7 protein-coding genes and 1 pseudogene are annotated in these 13,724 nt (G+C 67.8%); 5 read left to right on the forward strand and 3 right to left on the reverse strand.

The window, feature by feature from the left end:
- Positions 1-312 (forward strand): annotated as a pseudogene (locus tag ACJ8AT_RS33645) (bifunctional 5,10-methylene-tetrahydrofolate dehydrogenase/5,10-methylene-tetrahydrofolate cyclohydrolase); the annotation flags it as partial.
- Positions 313-331: 19 nt separating this feature from the next.
- On the opposite strand, the gene ACJ8AT_RS33650 reads toward ACJ8AT_RS33645, so the two are convergent.
- On the reverse strand, positions 332-3,547 hold the full coding sequence (locus ACJ8AT_RS33650) for an N-acetylmuramoyl-L-alanine amidase (RefSeq protein ID WP_407742063.1): 3,216 nt from the start codon (positions 3,545-3,547) through the stop codon (positions 332-334).
- A gap of 183 nt (positions 3,548-3,730) precedes the next feature.
- Between ACJ8AT_RS33650 and ACJ8AT_RS33655 the strand changes: the two genes are divergently transcribed.
- From ACJ8AT_RS33655 to ACJ8AT_RS33670, 4 genes are all read left to right on the forward strand, one after another.
- Positions 3,731-5,152, forward strand: a complete 1,422-nt coding sequence (locus tag ACJ8AT_RS33655) for a hypothetical protein (protein ID WP_407742064.1) — start codon at positions 3,731-3,733, stop codon at positions 5,150-5,152.
- A gap of 94 nt (positions 5,153-5,246) precedes the next feature.
- On the forward strand, positions 5,247-7,178 hold the full coding sequence (locus ACJ8AT_RS33660) for a hypothetical protein (protein ID WP_407742065.1): 1,932 nt from the start codon (positions 5,247-5,249) through the stop codon (positions 7,176-7,178).
- 27 nt (positions 7,179-7,205) lie between these two features.
- Complete coding sequence (locus ACJ8AT_RS33665) at positions 7,206-7,430, forward strand: hypothetical protein (RefSeq protein WP_407742066.1); 225 nt, start codon at positions 7,206-7,208, stop codon at positions 7,428-7,430.
- Positions 7,431-9,398, forward strand: a complete 1,968-nt coding sequence (locus tag ACJ8AT_RS33670) for a hypothetical protein (RefSeq protein ID WP_407742067.1) — start codon at positions 7,431-7,433, stop codon at positions 9,396-9,398.
- Between the two features lies 1 nt (position 9,399).
- Here ACJ8AT_RS33670 and ACJ8AT_RS33675 read toward each other — a convergent pair whose 3' ends face one another.
- A complete protein-coding gene (locus ACJ8AT_RS33675) occupies positions 9,400-9,879 on the reverse strand; it encodes a hypothetical protein (RefSeq protein WP_407742068.1) in 480 nt (159 codons plus the stop codon).
- The gene (locus ACJ8AT_RS33680; protein ID WP_407742069.1) at positions 9,876-13,721 is read right to left on the reverse strand and encodes a type VI secretion protein IcmF/TssM N-terminal domain-containing protein; all 3,846 of its coding nucleotides are present in this window, start codon (positions 13,719-13,721) and stop codon (positions 9,876-9,878) included. The genes ACJ8AT_RS33675 and ACJ8AT_RS33680 overlap by 4 nt, the downstream gene beginning before the upstream one ends.
- Positions 13,722-13,724 lie beyond the last annotated feature (3 nt).

Raw genomic sequence — 13,724 nt, forward strand, 5'->3', positions numbered from 1 at the left:
GCCTCATTCACGCGGCAGGCGGACATCCTCATCGTCGCGGTGGGCAAGCAGAACCTCATCACCGCCGACATGGTGAAGCCGGGCGTGGTGGTCATCGACGTGGGACAGAACCGTGTCCCCGACGAGAGCTCCCCTCGCGGCTACCGCATGGTGGGGGATGTCGACTTCGCCGCCGTCAGCGAGAAGGCCGAGGCCATCACGCCAGTGCCAGGGGGCGTGGGCCCGATGACCATCACGATGCTGCTCGCGAACACGATCCAGGCCGCGCGTCAGGTGCAGCCGGCGCGCGGGGGACCGGGAAGCCAGCGTTAGCGCCTGCCCTCCGGTGCTCTCAGTTGCCGGTCTTGGACCAGTGGGGATCATCTTTCTTGGCTTTAGGGCCACTGTAGTTCCAGTGATAGACACTGTAGGTGGCACCCACCTTGATCGCATCCTGCTTGGATTTGATGGCCACGGTCGTCCCCTGGGCATCGACGACGCTCTTGCCGATGCCCCACTTGGGACGGAAGTCCACGTCAATGGCTTCCCCGCCGTTATGGTTGGAGTGGTAGGGCTTTCCTATGGCTCCGGCGGCACCGTACGCACTATCCATGTCTTCAGCCGCCTTCTTGGCGGCATCGAGATCCGCCTTCCCATGACTGTCGCGATGGGTCCAGTCGATATTGACGGGTGCATCCCCATGCTGGGGAACAAAAGCTGGGACCTTGTCAGGCTTCAGCCGCCCCTCTTTGATTTCACGCGCGTAATACATCAAATAGGAGCGCTGTGGCGGACGAAGCGTGGTGTTGACGACCGTCTTGATGCCCGCTGCATGAAGGGCCGCGAAGAACTTGCGGACGTTCGACTGGAAGGGCTCCTTGAGATCGGCCAGGTCGCTGCTGGGAAGAAAGCGAGAGACCCAGTGCTTTCCACTCTTCTCTGGGGGACCACTGGAAGAGGGCTTGGTCTCGGGCTTGGTGCTCTTGGCCTGTGTCTTGGTGCCCTTGTTCTCCTGCTGCTCTCTCGGATGGAGAAAGCTCAGCGCGCGGTCCAGCTCATCCCCATCCAGCCAGGTGTTTGAGAAATCAGATTTGATATCCTCCACGACATCCGCCTGATACAGCGCCTGGTATACACCCTTGAACTGCTTGATGAGTGTTGCGTCGTGGTTCAGCTTGGAAAGGTTGTCGTAGACCCTCTGCTCATCGGTTCCAATTCCCTCCATGGCGTCATGGACATTGCGAGCGATCTCCTTGAGATCAATCCCCTGCCCGGTCTTGCTATTCTTTTCTTGGGCGTCGGGCTTCTGCCCGCCCTTGCCGGCTGCATCAATGGGCTGGACAGGCGTGCCGGCCATGGCACGCAACGCAGCCTGGAAGTCCTCGACTCGCGTGGGAGTCTGTCTGTACCACTTGCTATTGGCTGCTTCGGTGGCGGCCTGCTCCCACTTGTGCGCCAGAAGATAGGCCCACGTCTTCTTGTGCTCCTCGTACCATGCGGTCCCCAACTGGAAGTTGACGCATGCGAGGGCATTGATCAGGCTCTGGTTGCCGGCTCCTATTTGCCTGGCTTGCCCAACTGCTGCGTTGTAGGCCGTCTGGATGTCGGCCCGCGCCCAGTCCTTGAGAACCGACATGGGGACTGTGTCGTTCTTCTTGTATCGAGCCAGCTCGCTCGGAGTGAGCTTGTGTCCCAAGCCCGCGGTGAGAAAACCTCGGCCGTCGTCATAGACCTTCTGATGGTTCTCCAGCTTCCCCTCACGCTTCTCGAGCTGTTGCCACACTTCGAGTGGCGCTACGGCGGCGACCGACTGGACCTTGGAGGGCGCCGTGCCCTGCTTTGTAGGCTTGCTGTCGGTGGGGCGCGTCTCGACAACGCCGCCCCGAGCCGCGTCCACGGCGCTGCGCACCCGGCCCCAATCGAAGTTGTCCGCCGGATCCGTCTTGCGGCCTGGAGCCACGTCCCGGTGCCCGAGGATGTTCTCGCCGGGCACCTGGTACGTCACCGCCAGATACGGGACGAGCTGCTCCAGCGCTGTGTACTGCTCCTCGGTGAAGGGCGTCTTGCCTCGCCCATCGTTCGTCAGCTCGATGCCGATCGAGCGCGAGTTCACATCCGGCGAATCCTCCCCTCGGATGGCTGACACGCCCGCGTGCCAGGCCCGCTTGGAGTCGTCCACGAGCTGGTAGATGGTGCCATCCGGCGCGATCAGGTAGTGCGCGCTCACCCCCGTGCCCTTCCGGGTCAGCTGCACCAGATCCTGCTCCGCGTTGTTGCTCGCGGTGTGGTGCAGGATGATGGCGTCGATATCCGTGCTGCCGCGCGAGCCGTAGTTGGCCGACAGCTTGCTCACGACCGTAGGCTTCGCCACCTTGATCGAAGCTGTATTCAGAGGAGAGCCGGTGTTCGAGGAGGACTGAGAGGACGTCTTCGCTCCCAGGCCATCGACCTGCTTTTGGTTGACGAGGAGCTTGCCGTTCTTGTCGCCTCGAAGCTGGAGATCTCCCGCCGCGACCAGCTTCTGCAGATCCGCTACGCGGACGCGCGAGCCCTCGATCCAGTTCGCGTCCTGTTCGAGGCTCTTCTTCTCCTTGGCGGACGTGCTCTCCTTGGCGGCCTTCCTTCGGGCCGCCACGAGCTTCTTCAGCCGCTGGTCCCGCTGGGTGTTGAACTCCGTCAGCCACTCCGCCTCGGAGAACTGCTTCCCCTTCAAGCTCGCGGCGGTCGACTTCCGGACGGCGCTCAGTCCTCCCTGGATGTTGGTGTCGTAATACATGGCCAGGGCGAGCGGAGACTTCACCTGGTCCTGCTTCGCCCCCTGCTCGGCCGGGCCCCAGAAGTTCTCCGCGAAGACCGCATCCTGGATGGTGCCCATCACGGGATCATCCGCCGCCGCCAGGAGCAGCTTCTTGAAGCCCGCGTCACCGCGCAGCGCCTCGTCCTTCTTGTTGACCCGGCCCATATAGGCCGACAGCTGCTTGGCCGTCGGGCTCTTGGATTGGTCGACGTACTTCTGAAGGATGGTCCCCAGCGTCCCAGACGCCAGGGTCGCCTGGTGCTTGCCGTAGCTGACGATCCCACTGTCCTGGTTCTGGTAGGAGTTGGCCTTGCCTCCCTCGAAGGCCCCGGTGATCCGGAAGGCCACCTCCATGATCTCGTTGGCCGAGGGCGTGCCACCTTGAGTGCCAGCGTTCTTCTCCGGCTGCTGGGTCGTGGGCTTCTTGCCGGTGGCCGCGGTCTTCTTCGGGATGTTCAGCACCTGCCCTACGGTGATGGAGCTGGGATCGGTGATGCCGTTGGCCTCGCACAACTCCTGGCTGGAGACCTGGAGGCGGACGGCAATGTCCTCCAGCAGCTCGCCCGCACGAACCCGGTAGGTCTGCGGCTGCGTCGAGGCCTGCTGCTGGGGCGTGATCGCCTCCGGGATCTTCAGCACCTGCCCGACGTAGAGGCGGTTGACGTCGCTGAGGCCGTTGGTCCGGGCCAGCACGTCCATGGAGACGTGGTAACGCCGAGCGATGGCAGCCAGCGTGTCGCCTGTCTGGACCCGGTATTCGTTGCTGGGCATACCCTTCTCACCGCCAATCGAGGCGCGCTCCGCCGAACTCGCAGTCTAGACGCCCCAAGCCCCGAGGGGGACCCCGCCAGCCGCGTTCCCGTCCGCCCGGGCCCGGATCAGGCTAGTGTGGAGACCTCCACCTCGAGAGCCTGACTGGACCCCATGGACACTGCCCATCCGCCAGGCCCCCGAGTGCGATGGCTCGTCGCCGGGGCCTTCAGTCCCTCGCCCTCGGGCCAGCGGTTCCTTCTCACCGAGGACGCCTTCTCCGAGCGGCTGAGCCGCTCCGCTCGCGACCTGCACATCACGGTCCAGGACCGCATCGGCTCCAGCGACGCGAGCGCCTATGAGTTCTCCCCCACCCGGCTCCACGCCTTCCAGCTCTCGGAGCTCGTCGACTCGACGCCGGATCTGCGCATCCTGCGCACCGCCCATACGGCGCTCTCCGGCGCCGGCTCGCTCAGCCCCGAGGATGCCGCGCACCTCAAGTCCGTGATGGGCACGGGACGTCTCTCCGCCGCCATGGCCCAGGCTGCTCAGGGCTCGCGCTCGGCCGAGGAGGCTCGTCGCGCCGCGCTCGCTGTTCTCGAGGAGACCCTCTTCGCCACTGCGCGCGACATTCTCCAGCATCCCGTCGTGGCACGCCCGGAGTCCGCCTGGCGTGGGCTCCGCTGGTTGTGGGAGCACTGCTCCGCCTCCACCGGCCTGGACATCGAGGTGCTCGACATCGCGCCTGGATCACTCGCAGAAGCCCTCGCGCAGTGCCTGAATCAGCCTCCGCTCCAGCGCCCCGATGCCTGCTTCCTCCTCGACGAGAGTTCCGACATCGAGGCCCTGCATCAGCTCGCGGCCCTGGGCGAGCAGGCCTCGCTGCCCGTCGTGGTGGCGGTGCCTCACTCCCTCCTCGGGGCTGGCCCCTCGCCCGCTGATGACAAGGAGGCCCTCGCACGAGAGGCGTGGCGCCGGCTGCGCGCCGACGAGTCCTCACGCTGGCTGTGCGCCGCCTTGAACCCCGTGGTGATGCTGGCCGAGGAAGCGGGCGAAATCCGCCGCCAGTGCTTCACCAGCCCCGCGCTCGCCGTGGCGGCCCTGCTCGCCGCCAGCTTCCGCGACACTCGCACCTTCGGCCGTCTCGTGGGCCCCGGCAGCGGCACGCGCGCCCCCGCCGTGTGGAAGCCCAAAGCGAGCTCCACCGTCGCCACCGAGCTCGTCCTCTCCCTGCGCGAACAGGAGCGGCTGGCCACCCAGGGACTGCTCGGCGTGAGCGGCTGGTGGGACTCGAACGCCGTGCTGGCAGCGGCGGCTCCCACCGTGTACGGCGGCCGCGACGCCACACCGCTCCCCGCCCAGCTCCTCACCGGTCGCCTCGTCCGGCTCGCCCAGGAGCTCGCCGAGCGGCTGCCCGCAGGTGCCAGCCCGGACGCCATCGCCTCCGCCTTCTCCCGCGCCGCCGAGATCTTCCTGCCCACCGGCTCGAAGCAGGACTGCCAGCTCCAGGCGCGGGTGGTGTCCACCGGGAGCGGCGAACGCGGTGTGCAGGTTCGTGCCTCGGTGCGGCCCGAGCTGGCGGGCACACACCTGCAGCTCGCCTTCACCCTGCCGCTGCCGCGCTGAGCGCCCGTCTTGCCGCGATGCGCCGAGGGGTGCACCACGCCCGGATATGAGATGATGGACCGGGTACCCGGCACGAGAAGAGGAGGCTCCTGAAGTGAGCACGGCATTCCAGGAGGAACTCAAGCTCGAGCTGACGCTCACCATCGCCGGCCAGCCCTTCTCCATTCCGGGCGGCCAGGTGAAGCACCTGTCCGCGCGCATGGCCAGCCATGGCTTCACCGGCTCGGTCTCCTTCTGGACCTCGATGGAGAAGAAGGACGCGCCGCTCTTCAAGGCCTTCTCCAAGCCGGATCTCGTCCAGGTGCGGCTGTCCGTGGCGGCGGTCGATCCCTCGCTCGATTCCCCGCCCGCTCCCCTCGTACTCCAAGGGCTGGCGCGCGGGCGCAGCGTCCTGGCGGAGACCCAGGGCACCGCGCAGGACGAGCAGCGCGTCTTCCGCCGCTACACCCTCGAGTTCGCGGATCCCGCTCAGGTGCTCTGGCGCCAGCACCGCCCCATCGAGCTGCACACCAACATGGCCATGAGCGACGTGCTCGACGCGCACAAGGCCAGCCTCCAGATCACTCAGGACTGGGCGCAGCTCCGCCAGAAGCAGGCCATGCTGTGCCTCGCGGTGGGCGCGGACTCTCCCGAGGTCAGCTTCTACGACTTCGTCCTCTGGTACGTGGACTCGAACAACGGCGTCTTCGCCTATGACTGCCAGCAGAACCAATACCTGCTGGCCGACAGCAAGCCTTCCTCGGGAGAGGCCGCCGCGCTGAGCCGACTCCGGGTGCAGGACGTGCAGGTCCGCCTCCCCGCGCCCATCCGCCACGGCACCCGCGTGCTCAACGCCGTGGCGCAGGGGCCCACCACCACCCCGATTGAGCAACCCCAGGCCGTCTCCGGCGTGTCCCATGACGTGATGCTGCGCACGCCGATCGCCGATCAGGCCGAGCAACGCCAGAAGCTGGAGAAGGCTCGCCTCCAGGTGCGTGGGCGGCAGCTCCAGGTGTCCTTCAAGCAGTTCCCCTCGGTGGAGGTCTTCCCCGGCGCCCTGCTCAAGCTCGACGGCCCGCTGTGGCCGGCCAGCTTCACGGGGCTCGGCGAGGACATGCGGGTGCTCGAGCTCGAGCTGGAGGCTCATGCCGAGCACGAAGGCCAGAACGACGAGCAGCAAGCCCTCACCGCCAACTACCAGGTGCTGCTGTCCATCCGGCTGGAGTCCTCCGACGAGCCCGGGGTCACCCTGCCGCCCTACCGCGTCCCGCGCTACCCCATCCACGTCGAGGGCCTGGTGCACGCCCCGGGCGGCGAGCCCGAGGATCGGCGCTACCTCATCACCGAGGACGAGAAGACCTCCGTCAACTCCTTCCACATGACGGTGCCCATGTGGAACAAGACGGTGAGCGTCCTGGCCGAGCCCATCCACTTCCCGGGCCACTTCTTCTTCCCTCCGTACAAGAACACGCGCGTGCTGGTGGCGCTCCACTTCGAGCACGCCGAGCTGCTCCGCTTCATCGACTGGAAGGAGGGCGTGCGCACTCCCCAGGATGGCCAGGGCGATCAGCTGCTGCTGGGCAAGAACAAGACCAGCCAGACCGGGCTCACCCAGGACTTCCAGGACGACAAGCCGGTGTGGCGCATCCATCGCACCTCCGGCGGAGACACGCAGATCGTCCGCATGGCCGAGGGTAACCTCTTCATCCAGGTGAAGGAGACCGAGAGCAGCATGGCGCCCACCCCCACCTACGATGTGTCGCCGCAGGTGGATGCGGCCGTCGCGGATCTCTCGGCGGGTGTAGGAGGAGCGATCGGGCAGACGAGCGCCGCCTACCAGGGCGCGATGGCCGCGGTGCGTGCGAAGATGAAGAGCGCCCAGGCCGAGGCGAAGGCGGCCCTCAGCGGGGCTCGGGCGGAGGTGGGCGGGAAGGTCGCGGCGGCCAAGAGCGGGCTCCAGGGCGCCACCTCGAAATTGTCCCAGGGAGCCAGCAAGCTCTCGGGGGCGGCGGAGCAGGCCAAGGCCTCGCTCAAGAAGCTACGGTAAGGCAGTCACTCGGCACGGAGCAGACCCATGCAGCAACTGAGCGCCAAGGTGGCGGAGCTTCGCGGAGAACTCGAGTCCTTCAGTGCGGGCATCGTCTCGCGCGTGGAGCCCATCCGCGCCGAGCTCGGCACGCTCACCGGCAAGCTCGAGGCGGCCGTCGCCTCCCTTCGCCCCGAGGTGGAAGCCCTGGGCGCGAAGCTCTCCCAGAAGATTGATGCGCTGGACGCCGAGCTGGCAGAGCTGGAGCCCTGAGTGAAGGCGCTGTGGACCCAGTTCGACTCGGCCGCGCAGCAGGTGCTCACCCTGCGCGAGAAGCTCGAGGCCTCCGCGGGCCCTATCCGGAAGACCGTGAGCGAGATCGAGCCCACTGTGTCCGCCCGCTGCCAGCAGCTCGAGGACACGACACGAGGCAAGCAGCAGTCCTTCAGCCAGCAGCTCGAGTCGCTGTCTCAGGAGGTGGGGCAGCGCTGTGACGCCACCTCCACCCAGGTCACCGCCGAGCTCGACAAGCGCAAGCAGGAGCTCCAGCGGACCCAGGCCAAGGCCCAGGAGGAGCGGAAGAAGCTGGAGGCGCAGCTCGAGGCCCGCGAGAAGCAGATCCAGGACGAGATCCAGAAGCTGCGCACCCAGGCGGAGCAGGCCATGCAGCAGGGCGCCTCCCAGCTCGCGTCCGCGCTGGAGGCCGTGCTCGCCCCGGTGAAGGAGATCCGCGAGTCCCTGGGCGAGGAAGCCCAGAAGCTGACCCAGGCGCTCGACTCCGTCCTCCCCCCCGCCTCCACGGCCCTGCAGCAGGTGCACGATCAGATCCAGTCCGCTTCCGACTCCGCCAAGGCCGAGGTCCGCCGGCTGGTGGGCCAGCTCCGCGCGGGGCTGACGCCGGTCCGCACCCTGGTGAAGACCGCCACCGAGACGGCCAGCCAGGTCCTCCAGACGCTGGAGACCACCGTCGGCGGGACGATCGAGACCGGGCGCACGCAGGTCAACAGCGTGCTCGACGCGCTCGAGCAGACCCTGGGCGGGCAGGTGCAGTCGCTGGCCAATACCATCAAGGCCGTGGAGCAGCTCATCACCCAGGTGGAGCAGCAGATCGACTCGCTCATCACCCAGGGCTCCGAGGCCATCGACACCCTGATGAAGACGGCCGCCACCACCCTGGAGAGCATCAAGGCCCCCATCCAGGCGACGATCGACGCCGCTTTTGGCGTGCTCGACAGCCTGATGGACACCATCGCCCAGGTCGAGAAGCAGATCCTGGCGCTCTTCGCCCTGCTGCCCGAGAAGCTCGAGCAGCTCCAGACGCTGTTCAAGACCATCGTCGGCACGCTGGAGTCCCTGCTCTCCAAGGCCGTGGCGATGCTGGAGGCCATCCCCGCCGCGGATCTGCCCAAGCCCCTGGTGACCCCGGCCATGAACGCCATCACCCAGGTGGTGACGCAGATCTCCACCCAGCTCGACACCATCTCCAGCCAGGTGGGCCAGCAGCTCACCTCGCTGTCGGATCAGCTCATCTCCCAGGTGGAGCAGCTCCAGTCACAAGCCCTCGGGCAGGTGCAGTCGCTGCAGCAGCAGCTGGTGCAGCAGATCCAGACGCTGCAGCAGTCGGTGCAGAGCAGCATTGATCAGGCCGTCACCCAGGCGGAGCAGGTCATCGAGCAGGTGACACAGCAGGTGGCCACGGCCCGCGATCAGGTGGTGACGCAGGTCAAGGCGCTGGAGGATCAGGTGTCCCAGCGCGTGGATGCCCTCAAGGAGCAGGTGAAGACCCAGCTCGGCACCTTCGAGCAGTCGCTCGGCCAGGGACTCCAGTCCGCGTCCGATCAGATCGCCACGGTGGGCGCCACGATCGAGCAGCAGGTGGACTCCGCCAGCCAGCAGGTGAAGTCCGGACTCGACTCCAACAGCTCCTCGGTGGACACGGCGCTCGAGCAGGCCCGGCAGGCCAAGGATCGCATCGAGGCCGAGACCACCACCCGTGTGGATCAGCTCCTCGCCGCGTTCGCGACGCAGGCCCAGGGGCTGATGGATGCGGCGGGCCAGCAGCTCAACACCGTGGCCACTCGGGTGGATGCGACGCGCCAGCAGCTCCTCGCCCCGCTGGACAGCTTCGCCGCCTCGCTCGAAAGCGCCACCTTCTTCTCCCAGGTGGTGGAGCAGGTGCGCGCCCAGGTGACGCAGCTCCTGGCGGGGCTCGACTCGCAGGTGGGCAAGCTGGCCGCCTGACTCAGGCGCCGGGCAGCTTGGGGGCCTCGGGGGCCTTGGGCGCCTCGGGGGCCTCCGAGGGGAGGGCCGGCGGGATCGAGTCGCTGAGGATGCGGCTCACCGTCAGCTCGATGTCCACCGCGCTCGGCATGGGCGGGGTGAGCAGCACCTGCCAGTTCCCATCCGGGGCGGTGAAGAGGAAGGAGACCGCCACGGCCCCCTCCTTCGGCGCCTTCACCTGGAAGCGCTGGATGGTGCCCGGGTAGATGACCGCCGTCTGCAGCACCGTGTTGTCCGGCGCGCCGACCCTGGCCGCCACCTCGGAGTACGCCTCGTTGGCGTACTGCTTGGTGTCCACCTGGCGCACGAGCATGTACATGGGCCGGCCCAGGTTGGTCCCCGGGGGCGACTTGACGTTGAGGCTGACCTGGGCCGTCGCACAGCCGCCGAGCACCAGCGCCGCCGCCGCCAGCATCATCCGCCGATACACGCGCACGCTCATCGAGGCACTTCCCGGAACGGCACCCACGGGTCTCCTTTCAGCCCGAAGCTGATCTCCAGTCCTCGCTTGTTCACGTTATTGCCCTGCAAGGCCAGGCTCCACTGCCGGCGCTGATCCGTGGTGAGCGCGGCCTCCTCGAAGAGGCGGAAGCAGCTCCAGGCCGAGCGGTTCCACGGCAGCGACAGGTACTGGGGCGCGTCCCGCGCGGGCGAGCGCAGCTCCAGCACGATCGAGGACACCTGCTGATCCCACCAGTTCACGGGGAACTCCTGCCAGGTGGGGCTCTGGTTGAAGCCGTACGCCGTCGTCTTCCCGCACTTGAGGGAGGACATGGTGACGAAGACGCCCGGCATGGGCGGCGCGGGCAGCGGCTGCGGCTGCACCTTGAGCATCAACGGCCGCGGCTTGCCCTCGTCATCCCACAGCAGCTTCGACAGGCGGCCCAGCCGGCTGAGCGTGAGCAGCATCTGCTCCGGCAGCGCCAGCTTGTCGCGCAGCGGGCCCTTCAGGGACCACTCGGTGCCCCGCTCCGTGCAGATCCGCGAGAACACCTGGTTGACGAAGATCCAGAAGGCCCCATCCTTGCGGCGCAGCACCTCCAGCTCGCCCGGATCCACATCCTCCGGCGACTCGGGGTTGAAGGGGTAGCGCTCCAGCATGGGCCCCAGCATGCGCCCCGTCGTCTCGGTCCACTGCTTGGCCAGCGTCTTCTCCAGCTCCTGCTTGCCCAGGCTCTGCACCTGGAGGAAGGGCTCGAGGAAGGGCTGCCGCAGCTCGCCGGTGATGCCCTGCGCGTCCAGCCACTCCTGCGCCTTGCGCAGATAGGAGTTCTCCTCCTCGAGCATCATGGACAGCGCCACCCGCTCCAGCGGCGTGAGCATGTCCGTGAGATCCGCGGTCCCGCTGTCCGACTTGGCCGCATCCGCGCCCGCGGCTTTGTCCTTGGCGGGCGCCTCGGCCGCCTTGTCCGCGCCGGGCTTGTCCCCACCGGCCTTGGCCTTGGCGCCCTTGTCCCCGGACTTGGAGGCCGCGTCCAGCTCGTCGTGCATCTGCGCCACCAGCGCGTGGTACGGAGCGAGCGCGGGATAGTAGCCGTTCTTGTCCACCGCCATGAGCGTGATGATGGGCCGGAAAGGCGCCACGGCGTTGCGCAGCGGCTCGTAGTAGGGGCCCTCCAGGGGATCCAGGTTGGCGCGGGTGGCCACGTCCCGCAGCATGTCCACCTGCTGTGAGGAGGGCTGGGTGACCCGGGCCAGCTCGTCCAGCAGCACGGCGCGCGGCGCGACGAAGCGGTAGTTGCGGATGCTGTGGAAGAGGCCCTCGCGGTAGCCCTGGGCGAACACGTTCACCCGCTTCTGCACGTACTCCTCGCGCTTGGCGGTCTCGTCCGTGGGGAGCTGGGCATTCTTCAACCGCTGGGTGAACTCATCCACCAGCGGCTTGAGATCGGTATCGAACGGCGTGCGGCTCAGCACCAGCTGCCCCGCGTGAACGGAGGACTGGGAACCCACGGTCAGCCTGCCGCTCTTCTCGTAGAAGTCGAGCAGGGCCTGCAGCAGCTCGCGCGAGAGCTGGGGCGGGCGGAACTCGAAGTTCTGTTGCAGCAGCTCGATGCGGTACGGGCCCTTGTTGTTGCCCGGCAGCCAGAGGCCATCCCGGGTGAGCAGCTCGGAGGGGCCCATCTTCTCCACCGCCTGGAAGCCCGAGAAGGCCTCCTCCTCCATGTTCAGGATCGCGGCGAGCGTGTCCCGGTTCGCCCGCAGCCAGTCGAGCACGTGGACGGTGGACTCGATGCCCTGGAACTGGTGCGTGTTGATCTGCACCGCGGAGGCATCAATCAGGCTGAGCACCGTGGGCAGCGAGACGAAGACGTCCAGATCGGCCAGCTGCGCCTTGAGCCGCTCGCGCTCGGCGCGGTGCAGATCCAGCTCCGCCAGGCCCTTGGGCCCGGACTCCAGGGTCTGCTTGAGGAACAGGAGGTGATCAAACCAGGGCTTGAGCTGGCTCTCGAACGTCAGCCGATCCGCGTAGGGCCAGCAGGACCAGTCCTCATCCGCGGTGCCGGAGACCTGGACGGCGCCGCGGCGGCAGGGCGGGTTGCGCTCCCAGGGCTCGTCGCTGGTGAGCACGTAGGTGGACACCAGCGATTCGTTCAGATCGAGCGCGGAGATCCAGGTGCGGCTCTGCTCGGCGCCTCGGGCCGCCTTCGCCCCGTCCGGCAAGGACAGGTTGTCCTCCCACCGCCGCGAGTGCTGCGGGGTGACGCTGGAGTTCACGAAGGTGCCCAGCCCCTCCGCCTTCGAGGAGTGCAGGGTGGCCAGCAGGAAGACCACCTGCTCGGGGCGGCAGTCCTGAGGGTGCTTGTGGCAGTGCTCGAGTGCGGGCCGGAGGTGGCTCTCGCGGATGCCCTGGGCCAGCCGCTGGTGAAGATCCAGCATCTCGTCCGGGAAGCTGGAGTTGAGCGGCGGCCACCAACGCGCGGCCTGCCACAGGTGGCTGATCGAATCGGCGGCCGCGTTCACCTGCGCCTCGACGGCCTCTCCCCTGCCCTCGATGCCCTGCTCCTTCATCTGCGCCACGGTCTGCTCGAAGCCGGCCACCTGCACCTGCGCTTCGCGCAGCAGCAGGTAGTAGTGGGCATACGCGGCCACCACGGGCAGGCAGAACGCCGCGGCAATGAGCGCGGCCCGCCGCAGATGCGTCTTCAGGTAGAGGCGGCGCAGCGACTCGGCGCTGCTGTCCTCGGACACCACGGAGAGCGTGCCGCTGGCGCGCGCCTCGGGCGTGGGGGAGGACAGGTACACGCGCGAGAGCTGCGGCTTGTACGAGAGGGTGTTGCCCTCCAGCAGCGCGGCGACGAAGCGGCCCAGCGCCGCGAACGAGCGCCCGCCCTGCGAATAGAAGCGCTCCAGGCGCTCGAAGGCGTCCACCGGCAGCGAGGTGAGCCCCAGCGCCAGGAACTGCTCCTGTCCATCCAGCAGCGCGGCCAGCTGGCTCTCCTCGCCCTGCTTGGGGATCTCGAAGGAGCACGCCACGCCGTGCTGCCGCAGCATCCGCGCGAAGTCCTCGAAGCCCTCCAGCCCGTCCATGTGCGTCAGGCACAGGCGCGTCTCCACGGGGGCGCCGCGGGCCTCGGACATGATGTTGAGCTTGCCGCGCAGCAGCTGCGCCAGGCGACGCTGCTCGTCCGGGGCCGTATCCGCCAGCCAGCGCACGTCCAGCACGAGCACGGCCAGGCCCTTCTGCTTGTGGTCGAAGCACTTGCGCCACATCCTGCGCAGGGCGCCGCGCGCCTGGAGCGTGTCATCCTCCAGCAGCGGGGCGGACACCTCCTGCACCACGCAGTCCGGCCCCAGGTACATCTGCAGCAGCGGATCCTCGGTGTAGCTGGGGAGGAACTGGTGGGCCTGGCGCTGCCAGTCCACGTCCAGGCCAATGAGCCGCGTCTTGCCGCCGCCCGCGGGCCCCATCACCACCACGGTGGGCAGATCCACCACGGCGGCGCGGTGGGACAGCGGCAGCCCGAAGAGGAAGGTGCGGCGCACCTGGAGCAGCCGGCCGGAGGACATGGGCGGAGGACCACTGGCGGCCTGGGCCGAGCGGCGGCTGCGCCACCACCCGTACAGCTTCCACCCGAGGAACGCGAGCAGCACCACGACGACGAGCACCAGCAGCCACACCAGGTACGGGCTCACCGCGTGCCAGATCTTCTCCAGCTTGCCCTCTTCCGCCTCGACGGCCTTCGCTCCGGCATCGACGGCCTTCGCCCCATCGGCCACCGCCTTGGCGGGATCCGCGGCGCCCAGCGCCAGCCATGCCACTGTCAGCCAGTGCGAACTCACAGG

The sequence above is a fragment of the Hyalangium sp. genome (assembly GCF_045802625.1).
GTDB lineage: Bacteria > Myxococcota > Myxococcia > Myxococcales > Myxococcaceae > Hyalangium.

Excerpts from the sequence above, each read along its gene's own strand:
- ACJ8AT_RS33650 (WP_407742063.1), bottom strand. The coding sequence starts at position 3,547 with ATGCCCAGCAACGAATACCGGGTCCAGACAGGCGACACGCTGGCTGCC.
- ACJ8AT_RS33675 (WP_407742068.1), bottom strand. The coding sequence starts at position 9,879 with ATGAGCGTGCGCGTGTATCGGCGGATGATGCTGGCGGCGGCGGCGCTG.
- ACJ8AT_RS33665 (WP_407742066.1), top strand. The coding sequence starts at position 7,206 with ATGCAGCAACTGAGCGCCAAGGTGGCGGAGCTTCGCGGAGAACTCGAG.